General features: G+C 44.5%; 15 protein-coding genes. 7 read left to right on the top strand and 8 right to left on the bottom strand.

Going from position 1 to position 22,261, the window contains the following annotated elements; genetic code table 11:
* Window positions 1-155: 155 nt before the first annotated feature.
* The 4 genes from B1L02_RS18070 to B1L02_RS18055 all read right to left on the bottom strand — a co-directional run bounded on the left by B1L02_RS18070 (window position 156) and on the right by B1L02_RS18055 (window position 3,928).
* Window positions 156-812 carry a hypothetical protein gene (locus tag B1L02_RS18070; protein ID WP_174694565.1) on the bottom strand — a complete coding sequence of 219 codons (657 nt, stop codon included), beginning with the start codon at window positions 810-812 and terminating at the stop codon, window positions 156-158.
* Window positions 776-1,396, bottom strand: a complete 621-nt coding sequence (locus B1L02_RS18065; protein ID WP_232003117.1) for a hypothetical protein — start codon at window positions 1,394-1,396, stop codon at window positions 776-778. Before B1L02_RS18065 ends, B1L02_RS18070 begins: the two co-directional genes overlap by 37 nt.
* A gap of 152 nt (window positions 1,397-1,548) precedes the next feature.
* On the bottom strand, window positions 1,549-2,835 hold the full coding sequence (locus B1L02_RS18060; protein WP_088532133.1) for a LysM peptidoglycan-binding domain-containing protein: 1,287 nt from the start codon (window positions 2,833-2,835) through the stop codon (window positions 1,549-1,551).
* 229 nt (window positions 2,836-3,064) lie between these two features.
* Window positions 3,065-3,928, bottom strand: a complete 864-nt coding sequence (locus B1L02_RS18055; protein WP_088532132.1) for a LytR/AlgR family response regulator transcription factor — start codon at window positions 3,926-3,928, stop codon at window positions 3,065-3,067.
* A gap of 168 nt (window positions 3,929-4,096) precedes the next feature.
* Between B1L02_RS18055 and B1L02_RS18050 the strand changes: the two genes are divergently transcribed.
* From B1L02_RS18050 to B1L02_RS24620, 3 genes are all read left to right on the top strand, one after another.
* Window positions 4,097-5,299 (top strand): acyltransferase family protein, encoded by a 1,203-nt coding sequence (locus tag B1L02_RS18050; protein ID WP_088532131.1) that lies wholly within the window; start codon window positions 4,097-4,099, stop codon window positions 5,297-5,299.
* Window positions 5,300-5,436: 137 nt separating this feature from the next.
* On the top strand, window positions 5,437-7,059 hold the full coding sequence (locus B1L02_RS24625) for a GMC family oxidoreductase N-terminal domain-containing protein (RefSeq protein WP_232003116.1): 1,623 nt from the start codon (window positions 5,437-5,439) through the stop codon (window positions 7,057-7,059).
* Window positions 7,008-8,861: a lipase family alpha/beta hydrolase gene (locus B1L02_RS24620; RefSeq protein ID WP_232003115.1), complete on the top strand. Its 1,854-nt coding sequence runs from the start codon at window positions 7,008-7,010 to the stop codon at window positions 8,859-8,861. Before B1L02_RS24625 ends, B1L02_RS24620 begins: the two co-directional genes overlap by 52 nt.
* Window positions 8,862-9,164: 303 nt before the next feature.
* Here the strand turns inward: B1L02_RS24620 and B1L02_RS18040 are convergent, their stop codons facing one another.
* From B1L02_RS18040 to B1L02_RS18025, 4 genes are all read right to left on the bottom strand, one after another.
* Window positions 9,165-11,090, bottom strand: coding sequence for a TonB-dependent receptor (locus tag B1L02_RS18040; RefSeq protein ID WP_232003114.1), 1,926 nt, complete (start codon window positions 11,088-11,090; stop codon window positions 9,165-9,167).
* Between the two features lie 181 nt (window positions 11,091-11,271).
* Window positions 11,272-12,048 carry a LytR/AlgR family response regulator transcription factor gene (locus B1L02_RS18035; protein ID WP_088532129.1) on the bottom strand — a complete coding sequence of 259 codons (777 nt, stop codon included), beginning with the start codon at window positions 12,046-12,048 and terminating at the stop codon, window positions 11,272-11,274.
* A gap of 131 nt (window positions 12,049-12,179) precedes the next feature.
* Complete coding sequence (locus B1L02_RS18030; protein ID WP_088532128.1) at window positions 12,180-13,505, bottom strand: sensor histidine kinase; 1,326 nt, start codon at window positions 13,503-13,505, stop codon at window positions 12,180-12,182.
* An 11-nt stretch (window positions 13,506-13,516) separates the two neighbouring features.
* Window positions 13,517-14,929, bottom strand: a complete 1,413-nt coding sequence (locus B1L02_RS18025) for a sigma-54-dependent transcriptional regulator (protein ID WP_088532127.1) — start codon at window positions 14,927-14,929, stop codon at window positions 13,517-13,519.
* A 249-nt stretch (window positions 14,930-15,178) separates the two neighbouring features.
* On the opposite strand from B1L02_RS18025, the gene B1L02_RS18020 reads away from it, so the two are divergent.
* The 4 genes from B1L02_RS18020 (at window position 15,179) to B1L02_RS18005 (ending at window position 22,193) form a co-directional block, all read left to right on the top strand.
* Window positions 15,179-16,432 carry an efflux RND transporter periplasmic adaptor subunit gene (locus B1L02_RS18020; protein WP_088532126.1) on the top strand — a complete coding sequence of 418 codons (1,254 nt, stop codon included), beginning with the start codon at window positions 15,179-15,181 and terminating at the stop codon, window positions 16,430-16,432.
* Window positions 16,433-16,442: 10 nt separating this feature from the next.
* Complete coding sequence (locus B1L02_RS18015; RefSeq protein ID WP_088532125.1) at window positions 16,443-17,150, top strand: ABC transporter ATP-binding protein; 708 nt, start codon at window positions 16,443-16,445, stop codon at window positions 17,148-17,150.
* A 3-nt stretch (window positions 17,151-17,153) separates the two neighbouring features.
* Window positions 17,154-19,550, top strand: a complete 2,397-nt coding sequence (locus B1L02_RS18010) for an ABC transporter permease (RefSeq protein WP_088532124.1) — start codon at window positions 17,154-17,156, stop codon at window positions 19,548-19,550.
* 228 nt (window positions 19,551-19,778) lie between these two features.
* A complete protein-coding gene (locus tag B1L02_RS18005; protein ID WP_088532123.1) occupies window positions 19,779-22,193 on the top strand; it encodes an FtsX-like permease family protein in 2,415 nt (804 codons plus the stop codon).
* Window positions 22,194-22,261: the final 68 nt, after the last annotated feature.

The raw sequence follows: 22,261 nt of genomic DNA, 5'->3' as shown, positions 1-22,261 counted from the left end.
AATCAACATGTCCTTGATGCGACTTAGTCAAGTTACCATAATAACTTACAAGTTCAAAAACCAAGAAAATAAAATTTATTCAATAATATTAGTGCTTTATGTTTATTTGTTATAGGGCGATAACAACTCAGTTTGCCAATCGTTATAATTGTTTGTTAGGTATCTAGCCAACGCTTTAGCTTTTTAACCAAAGTTTCTAACCAAGTCAGTTGATAGCGCTTGTATTTACAGCATTTAAGGAATAGCATTTTGGTGGCTTCGTTTCGTGCTGGGCTAATATGTAGGCGACTGCACTCTGTACTTGCGCGGTACCAATCTTGTGCGCTGATGGCTTTAATCAAATTAGGAAAGGCCAAAAATAACTTACTGGTGCCAAGGTTGTAAGCCATATCCAATAGCGCAATCTTAGCGGGTGTTGGTAATAGCTGATAAGGGATGCTGCCAGTTTCTTGTTTTGCAAGAAAATGAATGAGGTACTGTTCAAACTCTTTGATTTGCTCTACAAGGTATTTTTTAGACGCCTTTGGTGGCAAGGTAAGCTCGGTATATTGCGCATACCAAGAAGCCTTGTAGCCGCTGGGTTTGCCCTTAATATTACGGTATTCATCGCGCTTTTGTTGCAAGGTGGCAGACCGTTTAGAGCGCCTATCCCGCATTGGTAACTGGCAAAATTGCTCAACACTTTGCATATGAAAACCAACACCAATCGTCGGATTGGCATTCACATCTAGGTACAAATGCAGTACCTCGCCCTCAAATTGCAATAGATGCTGTATTACTCGTTGATAGAATTTGTCGGTGTCGTTGAACAACTAGGTACCTCAGTGATCACTGCTTTTTCGTTCGTGGTATAGCACTGTTTTAGTATAGAACAGTAGCAGGCCTCTGCCTTAAAAACCGATTTATGGGCGTCGATTTTATCCCATAATCCACGATTAAAATTGCTTTTTGGCATGGTGAAAATGTTGAAGGTGTCGCCATCTGCCAGCAAAATCTTTTGTGGCGCACTGGAAACATACCAGCCAAACTTTTTTAGATAATTGATATTCGATTCTTCATTTTGAGCATCACTAAGCGCTGCTTGATAGGCGTTAAGGTTGCAACAAGCGTCCATCAGTTCGGTAACATCAAAATACGCTTCGCCATCCAATTCATATTTGATGTAATGGATGATTGCAGGGCCGGTCCCTGAATTGCGAATATCGACTCTAATCGTTGCTTGAGTCGACTCTAAATCAAAATTACTGTAGCTGAATTGTAGCCATGGCCAAGTTTCAGTTTTTAGCTGCTTTTCGGCTGCGGAAACTTGCTCCTGAGCAGCCTTTGCTTGCAGGTAAGTGGCGTAAAACGATGCCGCTGAAATAAACATCGCACATAGGGCTAAAATGGTGTTCATTTTAGAGCGAGAGAGTTTAAAGGAGCCCCTTGAGTGTCTCGAGCTGTGTGGCTGTGGCCGAGCAGGCTTTGCTGCCTGCGTTTCGGCTACATTTTCAGAGGGTAAGTTATTATTGTTATGTTCTGACATATTTATCCAACTGACACTACGCCCTAAGGCGACAGAAATACCAGTAACGTATCGCCAATTTTCAGTCTATCTGTCGATAGCTGGTTCCATTGCTTTAGCTTAGCGACACTGACATTAAATTGCTTAGCTATGCGCCATAAACTATCGCCGTGTTTTATCTTATAGTCCAGTTGTTTGTCAGCCAAAATGGGTAAAATTAGCTTTTTTCCTGCACGAATACGGTCACTCTTTAATTGATTAAAGGCTTTTAACTCGGCGACGGTTAGCGAATAGCGTTTTGCAATGGTGCTGAGAGAGTCTCCACGTCGGATAGTATAATGTTGCCATGTATCTGCGGGCATTTTTGGTAAGTGTGTGAGCATGGTTTGCCACTCTGACACGCGCGCTGTAGGGACTACAATATGCTCAGGACCGCCAAGTAATGCTGGAAAACGTGCATAGCCTGGATTTAATACCTCGACTTCTTTCCAGCCTTTGAGATCAGATAAGATGGCTTGTTGTTTAAGTTTAATAACGCTGATTAGCGAACGATTAGGGATTTTAGGAAACTTCATCAAGTCATGCTTTAGCAGCTGTGATGCTGCAAGTAGCTTTGGTACGTAGTGACTGGTTTGGCGCGGTAGCTTCAAATGGAAAAAGTCAGTTGGTTTACCTGCTTTTTTATTTCGTTCAATGGCTGCAAGCACTCTACCTTCACCCGTGTTATAGGCGGCAATGGCATGATACCAATCACCATCAAAACGTTTGTGGAGATATTGCAAAAAGTCCAATGCGACACGGGTCGAGTCTACGATATCTTGGCGGCCGTCATACCAAGCGTTGATCTTGGCACCATAATGTTTTGCAATCAGCGGTGTGAGTTGCCACAAACCCGAAGCATGCTTGTGAGAGTAGGCTTGGGTATTAAAGTCGCTTTCAATTAGCGGCATCAATGCCAGTTCTATTGGCATATCGCGCTTTTCGACTTCTTCTACTAAGTAATAAAGTAGCGGCGCTGCACGTTCACTGATGGTATCCATATAGTTTGGATGCCTGAGATACCAATCAATCCGTTGTTTTACACGCTTATCGTCGGAATCGGCAAAGCTGAGCTGATCTTTAATGCGGAGCCATAAATCATCAGTTGCGAGCGGGTCATATGGCGTTTTAACCACCGTTTTAGCTTCGTCTTTGACTGTATTTTTTGGCTTTTTAACGGCAGATTGCACAGCGTTATCTGGCGTTGGTTCATCCTGTTGAGGTTGCTGTATTTGGCTACAGCCATTTAGAAGCAGGATTGCTGCGAATAATGGAGTGATGAGGTTTTTCATAGAGCCTTTTTTATTATCCTTTTATTATGCAGTCCAATGAGGCATCTGAACCGCATAAGATTGTATATAAATTCGGTGCAAATGCAAAAATAGGCACCTTACCTGTTGCGGCTGTGTAGTGTAGAGCGATGAAATGGATACAAAATGAACTTTAGCGTTACAGCATTTAGCATTGATTAATGGAATTAACGCAATAACACACGGTTACTAATGGTTGCGAATTGCTCACTTACTCAAGGCGTAGTTGGTGCTTAAATTGTGTTTTATAGGTTCGCGAGAGCGTTAATACTTTCCCACTTTGCAATACGACTTCACTGTCACCACTAGCGAGCGGGGTAATACACACGACCTTAGACAGATTAATAGCAAAAGAGCGATGAATGCGTACAAAGCCGGCTGGATCTAAGCGCTGACATAGCGCAGCAAGCGTTGAGCGTAGCGGGTAAATGCGACCATTTAAGTGCAGATTGACGTAATTTCCAGACGACTGTAACCATTCAACCTCTTCAACTTTAACGATAAATTCTTTGCCTAGCTTGCGTACTAATAAATGATGAATGGGTTTGGTGGGCGGTTCACCTTCATCGCTTTCTTGTTTTATCGGTGATGCTTCTCCAAGCATATGTGAGATACTAAATCGATAACCTTTTATGAGTGCAATAAAGAACACCAAGCTCCAAGCATCTTTTTGATATTCATAGATAAGTTCAAACCAGGAAAGATGGAAGTTGTAATCCAGTTGCAAACTAAAATAAATCGTTTCACGTAATAACACCATGATGCCAACATGGCCAAAACAAAATAACAGTGAGGCAATAAAAAAGCTAAAAGCAACGTTAACAGGTTTATGCCACTGCCAAGGAAATGCGTTTAAATACCAAGATATGGCAGGAATTAAGGCTAGACTGGCAGCTGCACTGGTATATTCCCACACGAAAGGTTCCCACAGCGCAAAATCGAGCTGTGCATCTCGCTTGGCATCCATGATCAAGGTAATGACATTTAAGGTGTTATTAATCGCCAGAAAGAGGGCGAGTAATGCCATTGCTATCAAAGGGTGGTATTGCTGAATAAAGGTACGTGAAAACATCATGGTTTGTGTTTTTCTTTTACTCTAGCAACTGGATGCAAAGCGGTCACTTATTTTATCCCACTATTCCACGATTTATCCCTAGCTATTGTTATATAAGCAAATTGTAGCTTGTTTGTGCGCTGTATTGGTGCACGCTAAGGATAAGTTTACTGTCAAAAAGAAAATAAGATGGAGCATTTAAATCGGCGAATAGAGCTAGACTGGCTGCGTGTGATTGCATTTACGATACTCATTTTTTATCACACTGCCATGTTATATGTACCTAACTGGGGTTTTCACTACAAGAGTGCCTATACCTCGGTTTGGCTAGAATATCTGATGTTACTGATCTCACCATGGCGAATGTTGCTTATCTGGTTTATCTCGGGTGTTGCACTTAGATATATTTTTGATAAACAAGGTGCATACACAACAATGCTCTTTCGTACGCCTTTGCTCTTGCTCCCGTTATTAATTGGCATATGGATTGTTGTGCCCGTGCAACTGTACGCTGAGATGCAGCAAAATGCTGGATTAACGCTTGGGTATGTTGACTTTTACAAGCAGTTTATTGATTTTAACAGCCCTTTGTTTAGTCGGTATCAAAGCGGTATTTGGCCCCATGTTGATGTCAATCACTTGTGGTATTTGCGAGAATTATGGCGTTTTACTTTGCTCCTTGCTGTGTTGCATATCGTCTTTAATTCTAAGCTTCAAGTAATGATCCGGCATTTTATCAGTTTACGTTGGTCAACTTACGCGCTAAGCGTGCTGGCTGTTGCAAGCTTACTCTGGGCTCAGTTAGCGTTAGACGGCGATAGTAAAAGAGAATTTCAGGGGGTTGTTTTTCTGCTCGCAGGCTATCTGCTGGCTAAGCATAATCGGTTTTGGGCTTGGCTTACTCGGCAAGGTAAAGTGCTGCTGTGGGTTTGTGCAGTCAACGCCATGATTATTATGCTTTTATATCATTTTTACTGGTTGCAGCAAGACACACGCACAACCTTCATTACGTGGGGTGGGGGTCTTGTGTTGGTGTTGCAGCGCGTGTGCATGGTGTTGTTAATATTAGCATTAGCGGCGCGTTATCTTAACCGTCCTCATCCGCTGCTTACGAGACTCAATAAAGCGGTGTTTCCCATTTATCTCTGGCATCAAAGCGTGATTATTGCCTTAGCGCTTTGGCTTAGTCGTTATCAACTCGGTGGTGTGTTTGAGGGGTTTTTGGTGATCACAGGAACACTGCTATTTTCTGGGTTGCTGTTCTGGCTGGTGCCAAAGTTGGGTTCTCTTGGGTTGGTGATGGGGTATCGCAAGGCTTTGCTGACAAATAATAAAATTCTTTGGGGGATGGGATGTTTGTTATTGCTGCCACTGATCTACCGGATTATTTAACCTGTGTACTGCACCATTGTGCAATAAATGCTCTACTCTTATTGCTAGGGTCAGTATGCCTCCAATGGAGGATACTTCACGGATAGCATCGCCACGGGTAAGGTGGTGAGCACAAATAAGAAGAGGGAATCATCCAAATGAAACCAATTTCTTCACCTCTGGCGGCAATTCAGCCGCATTACGATGTACTGGTTATTGGTAGTGGTTATGGCGGTTCTATCGCTGCGTCACGTATGGCGAGAGCCGGAAAATCAGTCTGCCTACTTGAGCGAGGGCGCGAGTTTTTAACGGGAGAATTTCCTGATACCGAATTGGAGGCCGCTGGTGAGTTGCAGTTTAATAGCCAAACAGGACACAAGGGCTCTCATTTGGGATTATTTGATATTCATATGCACCGTGAACAGAATGTCGTCGTCGGTTGTGGTTTAGGTGGCACCTCTCTTATCAATGCCAATGTTGCTTTGCCCCCAGTGGATGCAGTATTGAAAGATTCAGCATGGCCACACGCGATTAGAGATGATGAGGATGGTTTGTTGGTCGAAGGATTTATGCGGGCTCGGGAGATGCTTAAACCTTCGTTATACCCTGAAGATTACCCAACCTTGAATAAACTGAAGGCTCACCAGCAGTCGGCAAATGCATTGGAAGCGCCCTTAAATAAAGTGCCAATTAATGTTTGTTTTGCGACGCCTGACGGTGGGATTAACCATGTGGGCGTTGAGCAGCAAGCATGTACTAACTGCGGGGACTGTGTGTCTGGTTGTAATTTCAATGCCAAAAATACCACTCGAATGAACTACTTACCGGATGCTTGGAATCATGGTGCAGAAATCTATTGTCAGGCCAGTGTGCGTTACCTTGAGAAAACAGACTCCGGTTGGCGGGTGTTTTACCAAGACATGGGAACCGGCGCAGAATGCTTTTCTGCAGCCCCGTTATTTGTTGAGGCGGATATTGTGATCGTGGCAGCAGGCACGCTGGGCAGTAATGAAATTTTATTGCGTAGTCAAAGTCGCGGTTTGGCTATCTCTTCGCAACTTGGACAGCATTTTACTGGTAATGGCGATATGTTGGGTTTTGGCTATAACTGCGACAGCGAAATCGATGGTGTTGGGGTTGGTAATCTAGAGCCAGAAGGCAAAGCGCCTACAGGACCTTGTATCACCAGTGCAATCGATCTTCGTGAAGCGAGCGAACGTGCGCAGCAAATGATTATTGAAGAGGGAAGTTTACCCGGTGCAATGGCGGGAGTGTTACCAACTGCGCTTGCAAGTGCTGCGGGTGTAGTTGGGCTCGACACGGATCACGGTTTTCATGATGCTTTGGAGGAGCAGGCGAGAGTATGGCAAAGCCAATGGCGAGGCGCTTATCATGGTGCGGTAAAACACACTCAGACCTACTTAGTAATGAGCCATGATGATGGTCAAGGTGTTATAACTTTAGAGCAAGACAAGTTGAAAATCCGTTGGCCAGAGTTAGGATCTCAGCCTAATTTTCAAAACGCGAGTGAAAAGCTGCTTCAAGCAACAGAAGCGCTCGGTGGCACCTATGTCAAAAACCCGATTTGGTCACCGTGGTTGAATAATCGCTTGGTTACAGTTCATCCTTTAGGTGGCTGCCGGCTTGCTGAGACGGGTTCCGAAGGAGTGGTGAACCATAAAGGGCAAGTGTTTATGGCAGAGGGGATGCCTGCTACGACTCGCTCTATGTGTCAGATGGTGCCATCATTCCAACGTCGCTTGCCGTCAATCCGCTACTGACGATAAGTGCATTGGCGGAGCGCTGCTGTGCGCTTATCGCCAAGGACCGTAATTGGCTAATTGACTATCAGTTGCCGTCAAGCCGTTCCCGTACCGCAGAGCCGACTACAACGGGGTTGGCGTTTACAGAGCGAATGCAGGGCTATTTTAGCCGCGTGATAGAGCCAAGCTCTGCCTCTTTACAAACCTACTTGGCTGCCTATAAGCAGGGTCAAGAAACAAACCAAACGCTGTCGTTTGTGTTGACGGTCACCTCGACAGATCTAGAGGTGATGTTGACCGACCCACAACATAAAGCGCAGATTTCGGGTCGCGTTGAGTGTAATGTGCTTTCTGATAAACCACTGACCGTTCGCAATGGTGAGTTTCGTTTGTTTGAGCGTCAGGCTTTTCCACCAAATACCCGTAAGATGATCTATAAAATGAATTTAATAGCGGAGAATGGCAAGCAGTACTTCTTTAATGCCTTTAAGTTAATCAAAGACGACCCTCACTCACTTGATCTTTGGGATGATACTACAACCTTATTTGTTGATATTTATGAAGGAGAAGATACTCAAGGGGCGGTATGTGGCCACGGTATTATGAAGATAGCGCCGATTGATTTTGTAACGCAGCTTGCCACTATTCGTGTGAGTCATGCCGAGAGTAAAGCGGCTCGCTTAAAAGCCATCGCGCGCTTTGGGCAGTTTTTTGCGGGCACATTATATCAAAGTTACGGCAGTATTTTTTACCAAGAAAGAACGCACAGTGGTGAATTGGTGCGCAAAAAACGGCCGCTAAGGGCCCCCACACCTGAAGTATATTTGTTTGATACAGCAGATCATGTGCAGCTATCGCTGACTCGGTATCGGGGAGGTGACAAGGGCCCGGTTATGTTAGTGCATGGGTTGGGTGTTGCGTCGAGTATTTTTTCCACCGACATGATAGATACCAACTTAGTTGAGTACCTCGTCGCCAACCAATATGACGTGTGGCTATTGGATTATCGAGTCAGCATTTTGTTGCCTGCTGCCGCAAAGCAATCAAATGGCGATCAGGTAGCGAAATACGATTATCCTGCTGCGGTGAATAAAATCCGTACGATTACTGGAGCGGATAGTATTCAGGCGGTAGTACATTGCTATGGCGCTACAACCTTCTTTATGTCTATGCTTAGTGGCCTTACAGGCGTTCGCAGTGTTGTTGCATCACAAATTGCGGCGGACGTCGTGGTGCCGATGGCGACGAAAATGAAGACAGGTTTACACCTCCCTTCATTTTTAGAAAGGCTGGGCGTAGACTCGCTAACGGCGCGAGTACCACAGCAGAGCAATGGCCTTGCCTCTTTGTATGATAAGGCGCTAGGCTTGTACGCGCTCGCCGAAGCTCAGGGGCGATGCAACAATGATAGCTGCCATCGCGTGACCTTTATGTACGCCTCCTTATACCGTCATGATCAGTTAACCGATTTGCTGCATGAGCATATTGATGAACTATTTGCCGAAGCCAATATTCAAACCCTTGAGCACCTTGCTGCAATTTGTCGCGCAGGAAAACTGGTTGATGCAGATGGTAAGGACGTTTACCTACCACACATCAACCGATTAAACGTGCCAACGCTGTTTATTAGCGGAGCAGATAACGAATGTTATTTACCTGAGAGCACGAAAAAAACTTATGAACGTCTTTGTCTTGCCTTTGGTGATGAGCAATTTACGCGTAAGGTGATCCCCAATTACGCGCACATAGATTGTATCTTTGGGCGTCAGGCTGATGTAGATGTTTTTCCACATATTCTCAATCATTTAGAACGATATTAGGGCCTGTTGACCTTTGCTGTTTGACTTTTGTTCTCCTGAGTGTGTTTTAGTCGCGACGCTCGACTTGCCAGCTAGTAATCTAGGCAAAAGTTGAGCAACAATGAACAAAGCGCACTCAGGTGAACCCAAAGGGCAGCGCTTGATTGGCATTTCTACTGTGTTATCGCCTGACTCACATAGAATAACTATGCTACGCCGGCTCTGCCTTGTATAAATACCAATCAAACTGCTGCAAAAACAAACTTGAAAGATAAACAGACCCTAGTCAGGACACTAAAGTCGGTAGGCACGATTAGTATCGGCCTACCAATTTCCGCTTAGCGTGAGCGCAAACTCTGGTGGTACACGCTCACGAATCGTTTCCACGGCACTTACGCTGCCCGCCCGTGAGGCGTTGTAATACAAGCGTCGATATTCGTATCTAGACGTGAGTGGCGAAGCTTCTAAGTTGAGCTTAACGCGTTGGCTTACTTGAAGCTGTGCTTGCAAAGTCAATTGCAATGAGCCTGATTCAATAAATTGCTCATCGGGATAATATTCGCGATAACTATCCCCACTGGAAATCTCTGCGCTCCAAGAAAAACGATTAAAGCTTTGTCGAAATTGCACACTAGCCCAATGTGGAACAGTTCCGTTGATTGCACGTTTTCCTGTGAGCACGTCACGGTATGATGCGTCCCGATAACTATAATCAAGATTGAGCTGACTGTTGTTGATCCAGCTTGATAAGTCTAGATTAACTGCACCATCTAGCCCCCAAAGCGCGGCACCGTCTGCGTTTGCAACTATGCTTTCACCTCGATTATCTTGCTGATATTCATGCACATCTTTTTGCCACTGATAAAAAGGCTTAACGTTAAAACGCCATCTTTCACCTTCTTCAATATCAATTTGCAGTGCAAGTTCAGTGTACTGCATTGGCTTTATTTCCAGGTTGCCAAACTGTAAGCGGCCAAATCCTGCGTTGAGCTCTGGTAAAAAAAGTGAAAAATCGAGCTGTTCCACTTCATGCTTTAAGGTGGTTGTAAGCTGAATGTGTTTTGTTGCGTCATAATTTAATCGCATCAACGGCTTGGCGATGAGATGCTGAATATCTTCACTCTGACTACTGTTGGTCGAAAGTGTAGCCTGCTCAGCTGCCAGTTTGCTGTATAACTGCCATTTTGGTGAAAGTGACCAAGTAAAAGCAGCAAAGGGCTCAATACTTAGCTCTTTTATCGTGCTGTGTAACTGCTCCTCGGGCAATATTGTGTTGGCATTTACTCGATTGATACTGGCCTCAAGACCGTACTCCGAGACTGCGTCGTTTACCATCAGGCGAATTACTCGCTCGTCAGTACGCTTATACTGTGTAAAGCTCGGTGTTGAAAGTTGCGCAGAGAGACCATCAAGCATGTGCAACTCATTCTTTTGTTTTGAGTAGTAGCCTGTAAGTTGTGTGCTCCAGCGCTGACCTTGCCACTGCCTATCGATAGACATTTCGCTAGTGTCTGTTTTGCCGCGCTCTTGCGAAAACGCAGATTCAACATCGCTGGATGAAGTTGGCGTGCGGTACAGCCATTCGTATTTCGACTGCAAGTTGTCTTTTACAGCCTGAACATTGAGCGTTAAGGCACCATCCTGAATGGTTTTGTGGCTGGTAAGTGAGAGCGTTATTCGCTCACTTTGCTCTTTAAATGTTTCTTCGCTCTTTTCTTCGAGTGTGTTACTAGACGCAAACAGTTGACCTTTATTGGTACTTTTAAATGGCTCATCCTGAGCTTGAATATGGCCACTATGCGTCCACTGCCCTTTAGGTAAGATAAACCCTGCCATTGCCGTGATGCCAATCGAGGAGCTGGCGTTGAGTGCACTACCTAGTTGCCAATTATAGGCATTGGTTTTTTCATCACGAATGATGTTAACAACTTGATTGTATTGCTTAAGTGAAGGGAATGGGTGGTGGTTTAGGTACACTTCTAGCGCAGCGATTTGGTCAACGGGAAGCTGTTTTAAATACTCCGAGACCGATCCAGACTTTACGCGGATCTCCATGCCATTTAATAAAATATTGGCTGAACTGCCACCTAGGCCGCGCTCACCACTTTGTTCTATGAGTGTGAATGACGGTAAGCGCTCGATGGTTGCAAGTGCATCTTGTGCTGCAAACTGTTGCAGTGAACTTCCAGCATAAATACTCGGTTTTGCGTTATCCATATTGGCGTAAACGCCGCTGCTTATGACGCTCATTAAGGTGCAATAGGTCGCCGTGGAGGGATGAAATCGTGTCATTGTTCCTCTTTGAATAAAAAGCTCTCCATTGCGCTATTAAAAATAAAAAAGCAGATAAAACAAATTATTAGGTACGTAAGGTGGTTCTATGGGACGGATCGACGGGAAACCGTGAGCGGGTTCACATCGCTCGCTGGTGTTATGCAGCTTGAGAAAGCATATCAAAGCGTGACTTTAGTGCTTTCTTGTAACCTTTACTCAGGCTAATTTGCGCGCCCGTTGATAACTTGATGATGGCATTACCAGAAGCTTTGGTGATGATACGTTCAACATAGGCCAGGTTAACCAAATAAGAGCGGTGGGTGCGCACAAACATATCGGTTGGCAGCATGGCCTCAAACTGAGATAGGGTTGCTCGCTTGAGGTATTGGTGTGACTCGGTGTGAATTTCAACATAGTTTCTGGCGGCCACGATGTGCACGATGTCTTTGATCTGTATAAATGATTTATCGCCGCCTAAATCCACAAGTAAGCGTTGGTTTATCATGGCGCTATTGTTTTCTTCGCTGGTTTCAATACGGATAAACTTGTACCAAATCATAAAACATACGTAGATCACCAGCGGATGTAATGGCGCAAAATAATACAAGGTATAGGGAATATCATCTCGATAAACGAGGTAGTCGAATCCGGCTTGTATAGACATACTCAGCACGAATAAAGCCGAGCAGCAAACAAGGTAATCGCGCCAACATACCTTATTCTGTTGACTGAGTTCATTTAGCCATAAGAAGAGTATTGGTGTGTAAATATACCAAAGTCCCCACTCCTGCAAGGCCCACCAGATAGGGTTATTCAGCCGTTCACTTTCTACTTCAACCCAATCGTGCAGCAGGTCGATAGCGGTTAAAAATATGATGACGGCAGTCCAGCCAACTCCGGTAATAGTAAGAATAGCTTTGTATACGGTGTGCACGAACTTTTCCTAAATTAGATACTTCTAGTTTACCGATTTTTTATAAGTTCACAAATCCTCAAGGCTAGACCTAGCCTCTAGTCTTATTTGCCTTGAACTAAAGATAAGCCCCTAAGCAAAGCTCAAGTTAGTTAACCAAACACGCATCTGAAGCATGCGCCTTGTTCGCGCCTAAGATAAATTAAGTCACCGCCATGATTAATCATAATTTGCCTGGAGAGACTTAAGCCGATCCCTGATCCTTGTTTTTTAGTGGTAAAAAACGGCACGAAAATCATGTCTACGACATGTTCGGCGATGCCAGGACCATTGTCGCTTATTTCTATATAGTGCTGGCCCGCGTTATTCGCGCCGGTCTTTAACACCACTTGGCGTGTGTTTCGCAGGTCTTCGTCATTGCGCTGTTGCACCGCTTCAATGGCATTTTTGGTTAAGTTAATAAGCACTTGCTCAATCTGAGCTGTGTCTAACATCACCAGTTGCGAGTGGCTAATATCAAGCTGTAGGTCTATTTTCGCTTGATGACAGCTTTGTTGATGCAACTGATAAATGCCCTCTACCAGCGGCGCAAGCTGGGCAGGTTGCAGCGCTGGGCTTGGTAAATTGCTCACCGTTCTAAAACGAGCGATAAAAGCGCCTAAATACTCAGTGCGTTTTGCCAGTGTTTGTAGTGCTAAGGCTAGGTCCTGTTTGTCTTCTTCATCGTCAAAACTCAATGTATCAGGCAATAGCCCTTCACAGGTTTGCGCAATGGATGACAGTGGCGTGATAGAGTTAGCCACCTCGTGCGTAAGCACTTTGGTGAGGCGTTTATAGGCTTGCTGCTCTTTGTTTTGTAATGCATCACGAATGGATTGTAAGGTGACAATTTTACGAATTTGCCCTTGGATCTGTGCCGACGTTATTTGTATAGACAAGTTATCTTGTTGCTCGCCATTTTGCCAGTTTGCTATCGTTTTCAAACTGTTATCGCATTCATTAATCAGTGGCGCTAGATGGTCTAAGTCTCCACTGTGATTAATGGGTTTACCGAGTAGACGGGTTACCGCGGGGTTTGATTCAATAACGTTGCCTTGGCTGTCGAACACCAGAACCGCTAAGTCGATATGCACTAACAAGGTTTGTAAAAAGTGAGCCTGCTGCTCTGCTGTTAATCTAGCGCTTTGGATCCGCGTTTTAATTTCTTCTAAGTGCTGCCGCATAGGATGATGTTGGCTCAGCCCTAAGGAACTGTCGCCATTGGCTAAAGATTTAAGCACAAACTCCATATGCTTGTTTTGCTTGTTAAATTGAAAGTATAAGGTTGAAATAAACGCGATGGTAATAAGGGTGATCAACAGCCAAGTTGCCGAAAAGCCACCTTGTATATACAAATATAGCGAGAGCCCATTGGAAATTACTAGGCTAATAATAGTAAAGAAAAAAACAAGGGTGGGGTGGTGAGCAAGGCGTGTCATTTCTTCACTTCCTACAAATCGTACTTTTCTAAGCGACGATACATCGCCCCTCGGGTTAGTCCGAGCGCTTTGGCAGCGTTTGATACATTGCCTTGATAATACTTGAGCGCTGCACGCACCGTACGTTGTTCAATCTCTTCAAGGTTGAAAGTGCCTTCAAAAGTGAGTGTATTGGTGTCCGAGGTATCCTCCTTACCGGCTTGCGCCGCTGTGGGATTAGTGCCAATCACAGTGCTGATATCTAAAAACTCGCTTTCGCTTAAGATCACCGCGCGCTCGATAGCATGTGCGAGCTCCCTGACATTGCCGGGCCACGGGTAGGTTTGCAGGCTTTGCATATCCACAGGGTTTACCTCAAGCTGCCTTTTATACTTGTGGCAAAAGTGCTCGAGGTAGTAGTTTACGAGCAATGGAATATCCTCGGCACGCTCGCGAAGCGGTGGCAGACGGATCTCTATGGTATTGATTCGATATAATAAATCTTGCCTAAAACGGCCTTCATCAACCGCCTTTTGCAGATTGTCGTTGGTGGCACAGATAAGCCGTATGTCCACTGAAATGGGCTTGTTGCCACCCACTGGAGTGACTTGCCGATTTTGTAGCGCTGCAAGTAGCGTTGTTTGTTGGCTCATTGGCAGGTTGCCCAATTCGTCCAAAAACAAGCTCCCCTCGTGTGCGAGTTCAAAGCGGCCTACCTTATCGCTTTTCGCATCGGTAAACGCCCCTTTTTTATGACCAAACAATTCGCTTTCAAACAAACTTTCGGAGATAGAACCCATGTCTAGGCTGATAAAGGTATTGTCGCGGCGCATACTCGCCTGATGAATGGCGTGGGCGGCGAGCTCTTTGCCCGTGCCACTTTCGCCGGTGATCAAAATATTGGCATCGGTGAGCGCCGCGCGTTCTATGGTACTAAATACCTTTTGCATGGCCGGGCTTTGACCTAAAAAAGCAAATTGATGGCTACCACTAGATTGATTGAGTGCCTGATTTAACCCTTGCGTCTGACGAGTGAGCTTACCAACCTGCTGTTTGTCTTTGGCATGAGCAAATGCGGCAGCAACCGCACCGAGTAGTTGGTCATTTTGCCAAGGCTTAGCGATAAAGTCGGCTGCTCCTGCTTTTATTGCGTCAACGGCAAGCTGAATGTCACTATAGGCGGTCATTAACAATACTACGATGCTTGGATCTTGTTCGACAATTTTCTTTAACCAATAAAAGCCTTCTTTGCCACTAATGGCATCTTGGCTAAAGTTCATATCAAGCAAGATCACATCTATTTGCTGGGATGCAATCTGCGCTTCTATATCAAAGGGGTTATCTGTGGTGATGATGGTTTGGTAATGCTTTTTTAGCAAAAGCTTTGCTGCAATTAATATATCGCTGTTGTCGTCGACAATTAATATGGTGCCTTCCTGCTTCATATCCTGATCGCTTTATTTTTCTTTTAGCGTACCGCAATCGTTTAGATCTCGTCTACGAAAAGTGTTCATTTATGGACACTTTGTTATTTTTGATGTGTTCTATTTCCGGACACTTATTATTCTTTGAATATAAGGGTTTGATACTAATGCATTGTATTTATTGAAAAAATAAACCTTGGCACGGTGCTTGATATTAGTCATACATATTCGATAAAACGATTTAACCGACTAACAACAAGTGGCGTGATTATGGATAAGAAAATAGAACGTTCAGGATTGCAAAAACATCTTAAAAAATCAGTGGCAGGTGGTGTACTTCTGAGTATTGCAGCAGCGGCACTGGCATTCAATAACACTGCCTCTTCAGGTCGGAGTCAAAATCTCGCGCTGAGTAGCCTAACGGTGAGTACCGTAAGCAAAGGGGCGTTTGTGGACGCATTAAGCTTACGTGGTCAAGTCGTACCAAAAACCACGATTTACTTAGATACCATCGCGGGTGGTCAAGTGGAAGAGCGCTTAGTAGAGCAAGGTGAATTTGTTGAGGCGGGTCAGCCATTAGTGAGATTGAGCAATACCAGTTTACAGCTAGACGTGATGAGCCGTGAAGCACAAGTGACAGAGCAGCTTAACTTCCTACGAAACACCCAAATGACGATGGAGACCAGTCGTCTTAATTTACGCCGTGATTTACTAGAAATTGACTTACAAATTAGCCATTTGGAACGCCGTTATAAGCAATCCAAGCCACTCGTTGAAAAAGGCGTGCTGGCAACCGACAGATTGTCTGAAATCGAGGACGATTTACAGTATTACAAGGCCCGAAAGGAGCTGACGTTAGAGCGCCAAGCGCAGGAAAATTCAATTCGTAAAGTGCAAGTAGAACAGCTAGAAGACAGTGCTGAGATGTTACAGAAGAACTTGCAATTTGCGCGTAAAAACCTCGAAAACCTGCTGATCAAAGCCCCTGTATCGGGTTACTTGAGTGAGCTGGATGTTGAAATCGGTGAGTCAAAGAGTAAAGGGGCACGGTTGGGCCAAATTGACATTCCGAATGAATACAAGTTGGTTGTCCGCCTTGATGAGTTTTATTTAAATCAAGTACAACCAGATATGGCAGTGAATGTGATGTTAGACAGTGGCTTAGTCAGTGCCAAGGTGAGCAAAATTGATAGCCGTGTAACGCAATCACAATTTCAGGTAGAAGTGGCATTACCAAGCGGCCAAAGCGACATTAAACGCGGCCAAAGCATAGAGGTAGAACTGATGCTTGGCGGTAACAAAGAAAATGCCTTATTGCTAAAACGCGGTGCCTTTTTTACAAGTTCTGGCGGTAATTGGGTATACGTGTTGGCAAGTGATGGCAAAACCGCCGAGCGTCGTGACATTCGCTTAGGTAAAAAGAATCAAGATTATTACGAAGTGTTAGATGGCTTATCACAAGGTGAGCAAGTGATCACCTCAAGCTATAGCAACTTCGACAAAGCGCAACAACTCAATTTCTAAGGATATAACAATGATAAAACTAACTAACCTAAACCGTGTATTCCGTACTCAAGACGTTGAAACTACTGCGCTAAACGATATTAACCTCACTGTAAATGAGGGAGAGTTTATTGCCATCATGGGACCGTCAGGGTGTGGTAAATCTACCTTACTTTCAATTCTTGGAATGCTGGACTCACCGTCTTCTGGCCAGTTTGAGTTTGCGGGCACTGACATTGCGGGCTATAGCGAAAAGCAGCTCTCACAGCTACGTAAAGCGTCTATTGGTTTTGTATTTCAAAGCTTTAACCTGATTGATGAGCTGACCGTGTTTGAAAATGTCGAGCTACCGCTGCAATACCAAAACATCTCTAAAAGTGAACGCAAACAGCGCGTAGAGGCGATTTTGAAACGCGTCGCCATCGACCACCGCGCAGATCACTTGCCTCAGCAGCTTTCTGGAGGTCAGCAGCAGCGTGTGGCGGTTGCACGAGCGCTGGTTATTAACCCTAAACTTATCTTAGCGGATGAGCCAACGGGTAACTTGGACTCAAAAAATGGCGAAGAAGTCATGGCGATGTTACGCGAGCTAAACCGCGAAGGCACAACCGTGATCATGGTAACGCACTCAGAAAAAGAGGGGTCATACGCGGATAGACTTGTACGCCTTCTCGATGGCCAAGTGATGTTAGATAAAGCCAACACGGTGGTGCAACCACAAAAAGCAGAGGTGGCATAAACGATGGTAGTGAATTATCTAATAACGGCATTGCGTGCTTTTAAGCAGCAAAAACAGCATTTTATTTTAAATGTACTTGGGCTTAGTGTGGGCTTAGCCGCGGCAATTTTGGTTGCACTGTTTGCAAAAAACGAACTGTCTTACGATAACCAACAGCCTCATGCTGAGCGTGTGTATCGAATTGCACAAGACTATTCGCAATTAGGACTTGGGGTCGTTCCTGTTTTTAATTACGTCAATGGCACTCGAGCACTTGAATATAGCCAAGTTGAAGAGGTTTTTGCGCTGACGATGGTGGAGTTTACTCGCGAAGCTGAAGTAGATGTGACAGTAAAAAATCAAGGTTTTAAACTCAATGATCTTTATGGCGCAACTGCAAATATCGAGAACTTCATCGATTTGAAAACAGTGGCAGGTAGCCTAAGTCGCGCCATGAGCGTACCGAATAGCATTGCATTAAGTAGTTCAGAAGCTAAGCGTATTTTTGGCCGCACGAACGTGGTTGGCGAGACTCTGCAGCATAAAAACGGCCAATATACGATAGGTGCGGTATTTACAGATTTACCTGAAAACACACATTTTGGCTTTAAAAACCTAGTGTCTGTAGAGCATGATCCAGTCAATACGGATATAACTTCTAGCTATGTCTATTTACGATTGGCATCGCAAACAGATGTTACTGCTTTGGAAAAAACACTGACGGAGAAATATTATTTCGGTGATTTTAAGGGTCGCTTATCGCTGCAATTACACCCCTTAACGGAGCTTCACTTTACTGCAAAGTCGCCGTTTGAAATGAAAGTGGGTGGTGCAAAGCAAGTGGTGATGATCTGTGTTGGTTTAAGCGTGCTGCTGATCCTTATCGCTGGCTTTAACTTTATTAATATGACGGTTGCACAGTCGACCAAACGTGCAAAAGAAGTGGGTGTACGCAAGGCTCTTGGTGCCAGCAAGTCGCAATTAGTTGCACAGTTTTTATCTGAGTCTGTACTCGTGTCATTGCTTGCAATGACCATAGCCTGTGTTTTGGTCGAGCTACTATTGCCAAGTTTCAACAATTTAATTGGCCGCGAACTGAGTATTGATTATGCATCTATGTTTAGTGTCGTGGTGGTTGTGGTTGCCGTCATCGTGGGTTTGTTGGCGGGTCTCTATCCTGCATTTTTTATCTCATCTTTTAGTGCTAAACGCGTACTAAGCGGAGATTTACAGCGTGGGAGTACCGCGATTTGGGTGCGCAAAAGTCTTTTAACTGTACAAGCAGCACTTGCGGTTGGGTTAATTATTGCTTCGATAACGCTACAGTACCAGTTGGCACATTTGCAAAATTTACCGCTTGGTTACGAAACCACACAGCGTTTGGTGGTCTCAGAAGTGCCCGTTAAAGCGGCTTTTACAAAAGCGCCAACATCATTAGTTAAGCAGTTTGCGGCGATTGAGGGCGTTGAACATATCAGTGTAATAGATACGCAGCTGACTCGATCGATTAATAACACCCTAGTACCAACGTGGCCAAATGGTGAGCAGTCGCAATCCTTAACGCCGGTTATTGGCACAAGCTACGAGGTAGTCAAAGGATTAGGGTTGACGCTACTTGCAGGTCGAGACTTTAGCCGAGAGTTTGCTGGTGATTGGTCAAATCGAGTTAACGGCGTAACCACAATTGGCACCATTATTACCGAGTCGGTCGCTAAGCAAGCTGGCTACAGCAATGTTGCTAACATTATTGGCAAAACTATCAAAGATACTGACCGCAACGTAGAGATGCGAGTGGTTGGCGTCGTCGCAGACGTCAAAGTGGGGAATGCACAAGAAGCGAGTTCTAATATTATGTTTTTATTAGGGTTTACTTATTTCAATCCAACATCTGAAGTGATCTTAACGATTAACCCACAGTATCTAACACAGATTAGACAAGACCTGATTAGTGTGTTGGCAAAAACCGCAAACGTGTATGAACCAGAGATCAACCTACTTTCAGACAGTTATAGGGCGGTACTTAGTGGTGATGAGCGTATCTCTAAGGTGGTACTTATCTTCACCGCGCTAGCTGTATTCTTAACCTGTTTAGGCACTTTTGGATTGGCATCCTTTGCGACCGTTCGTCGTCAAAAGGAAGTCGCTGTGCGCAAAGTACTAGGTGCGTCACGGTTAAGCATTGTGAATATTTTAGCTAAAGAGTTCCTTACATTAGTGGCTGTCAGTATCGCGATTGCTTACCCAATCACCTATTGGTTAGTTGGTGATTGGCTTGCAAACTTTAATGACCGTATCGAACAGGCTGTGTGGGTTTATGGTGCAGCAGCCTTGGTGGTTGCCGGTATCACCTGGTTGACTGTGGCTACCCTCGCCTTTAAAGCCGCGAGTACGCGTCCGTCCCTGATCTTGCGATATGAGTAAATTAAATTGGTAATCACTCAAGAAATTGCGGCCTAATTTAGGCCGCTTTCATCATTTATTTCTTGGTCTGTTCATCGCTAATGTCGGCACGACCATTTCTGCTTTTAAATGGTATGAATATGCCGCTATCAAGCAGTGATTTTTATAAGTGAGTCACAATCGCGAGTGGAAAAATCAAGTGACTTTGTACTGGGTACCTTTATAAAAAATAACTAAAAAGGATCTTCTATGCTCACTTCATATTTGAGTACAGCAATTCGGGTAAGTAAAAAGCAAAAGCTACCCACACTGCTCAATATCATCGGTTTCAGCATTGGAATTGCTGCTGCAATTATCGTGGCTTTATTTGCCCAAAGTCAGTTGATTGTTGATAAACATCAGCCTGATGCAAATCATGTTTATCGAGTACATTTAGATTTGCGTTCTGTCGGTGTGGGCGTGCGCGGTGCGATTGACCCCAGAATGCCGCAGCTGATGCAAAAGCACAGTCAAATACAAGATCTGTTGATTGTTAGCCGAGTTGAATCGTTACAATATAGTGGCCAACCAATGGCGGATATCGTGCAGATTAAAGAGCAGCGCTTTAAGTTCAAAAAAGCATATGTCGCGACGCCAAACTTGGCTGAGTTTGTAAATATCTCAGTATTACATGGAGACTTAACTCGGGCACTTACTCAGCCCAATCTTATTGCCCTTAGCCAGACAGAATCAGAGCGCTTGTTTGGCGACACAGATGTTATCGGTAGGCAGCTTGCTTACGAAGGGGGAAGCTATGAAGTGGCTGCTGTTTTTGCGGATTTAGAAGCAAATACACACTTTGACTTTGATGTGCTGATGTACTTACCCAAATTGCAGCGCGGTCCTTTTAGTAGTCATGTGTATTTGAAGTTGCAGCCAGAAGCTGATCCTAACGCGTTAGCGCTAGAGATGACGCGCGAGATGCAAAAAAGAGCTAAAAACCCTAACTTCAAAGACATCCAGTTTCAGTTTATTCCATTGACCCAGTTGCATTTCCACACCAATGGTACCGTAGAGATGAAGCAAGGAGGGTCTTATTTGGCACTACAAGTGAGCGTTGTGCTGAGTATTTTACTTGTGATCATAGCCAGCGCTAATTTTATTAACTTTAATATTGCCAGTGCAGCAAAGCGCGCTAAAGAAGTCGGCATACGTAAAGCGTTAGGTGCTAGTAAGTCACAACTCGTCACACAATTCCTGTCAGAATCTTTACTGATTGTGCTGTCTTCAGGGTTTTTAGGGGTTGTAATCGTTGAGTTGGCATTGCCGCACTTTAATCCGCTCATTGCGCAGCCCCTTACGTTGGTATACGACTCTCTATTTATGCTCGGTCTTGTGGTTACATTGACAGTGGTTGGACTACTTTCTGGGCTATATCCTGCTTTATTTATCTCGTCATTTGGCGCGAAAAAAGTGTTAAGTGGCGATTTTAGTCGAGGGCGTTCATCAGCAAGGATCCGCAAAATAACCTTATGCTTACAAGGTGCGATTGGCGTAGGGCTGATAGCAGCTATCAGCATGATCTATCAACAAATGATGCTGGTAAAACAGCTGGATGTAGGTTACGAAAAAGCACAGCGAATTATCATTCGAGAATTGCCCTCAGCGCTGATTTATCAGCAACAAGGTAACGCATTGCTTGATGAGTTAGGCCAGATCTCAGGTGTGGCTGGTTGGACATTGAGCGATACCAATTATGCAACCGCCATTAACGGTGGGATGCATTACACTTGGCCAAATGGCGAAACCTATGACGGCATGTTAGCAGTAATCAATACGGGTTATGACGTGATTGATGTACTCGGGTTAAAGTTGATTACTGGGCGAGGCTTTAGTCGCGATTACACTGGAGATTGGTATCGTGAACAGCAAAATGGAGAGGCGCATGTCGCTATCCTGATAACCAAAAAAATGGCTCATTTAGCGGGATATGAGAAGCTTGATGAGGTAATCGGCGTCACTGTTACCGTACCAAGGCGAAAATTGACAGCCAAGGTCGTGGGCGTAGTTGAGGATATCAGAATTGGTTCCGTGAATAATGCAGTACAACCTACTTCATTGATGCTTGGTCATGCCGATGGCGAAACTGCAAATGTGGTATTAAAGATCGCTGAAGGCATTGTTCCTGATAACGTGATCACTGAAATTGAACAAGTCCTTGCAGCACATCTCAATCGCCGTGATATAGAAGTTCAGTCTCTCAGCGATGAGTTCTTGGCGGCCCACAAGAATGAACTCTACACACTTACCATGCTATCTATCTTTAGTCCTTTAGCCATATTTCTGACCTTACTCGGAACATTTGGGTTAGCGTCATTTACTACCTTGCGCAAAGAAAAGGAATTAGCTATCCGCAAAGTGTTAGGCGCTACACGTATTGGGTTAATTAGCTTGGTTGCTAAAGAGTATTTGTGGTTATCTGCACTAAGTATGGTACTTGCCATCCCGCTTACGTATTGGCTAGTTGGTGAGTGGCTTAATCGCTTTAATGAGCGAATAAGTCAATCTATATGGATCTATGGAGTTGCAGGTCTACTTGTGATCTTGCTTACTTGGCTTACTGTTTTGCTCGTCACCTACAAGATTGCAAGTCAGCGCCCCTCACGAGCGCTACGCTACGAGTAGCTACTTGTCAATTTAGTGTCAAAAACCATAGTTACACTGGGGTTAATTCAGGCTTGAATAACAAGGTG

Source organism: Pseudoalteromonas piscicida (genome assembly GCF_002208135.1).
In the GTDB taxonomy this organism is placed as follows: Bacteria; Pseudomonadota; Gammaproteobacteria; order Enterobacterales; family Alteromonadaceae; genus Pseudoalteromonas; species Pseudoalteromonas piscicida_A.
The sequence above is the reverse complement of the archived record's forward strand: the minus strand, read 5'-3'. Positions and strand labels throughout refer to the sequence as shown.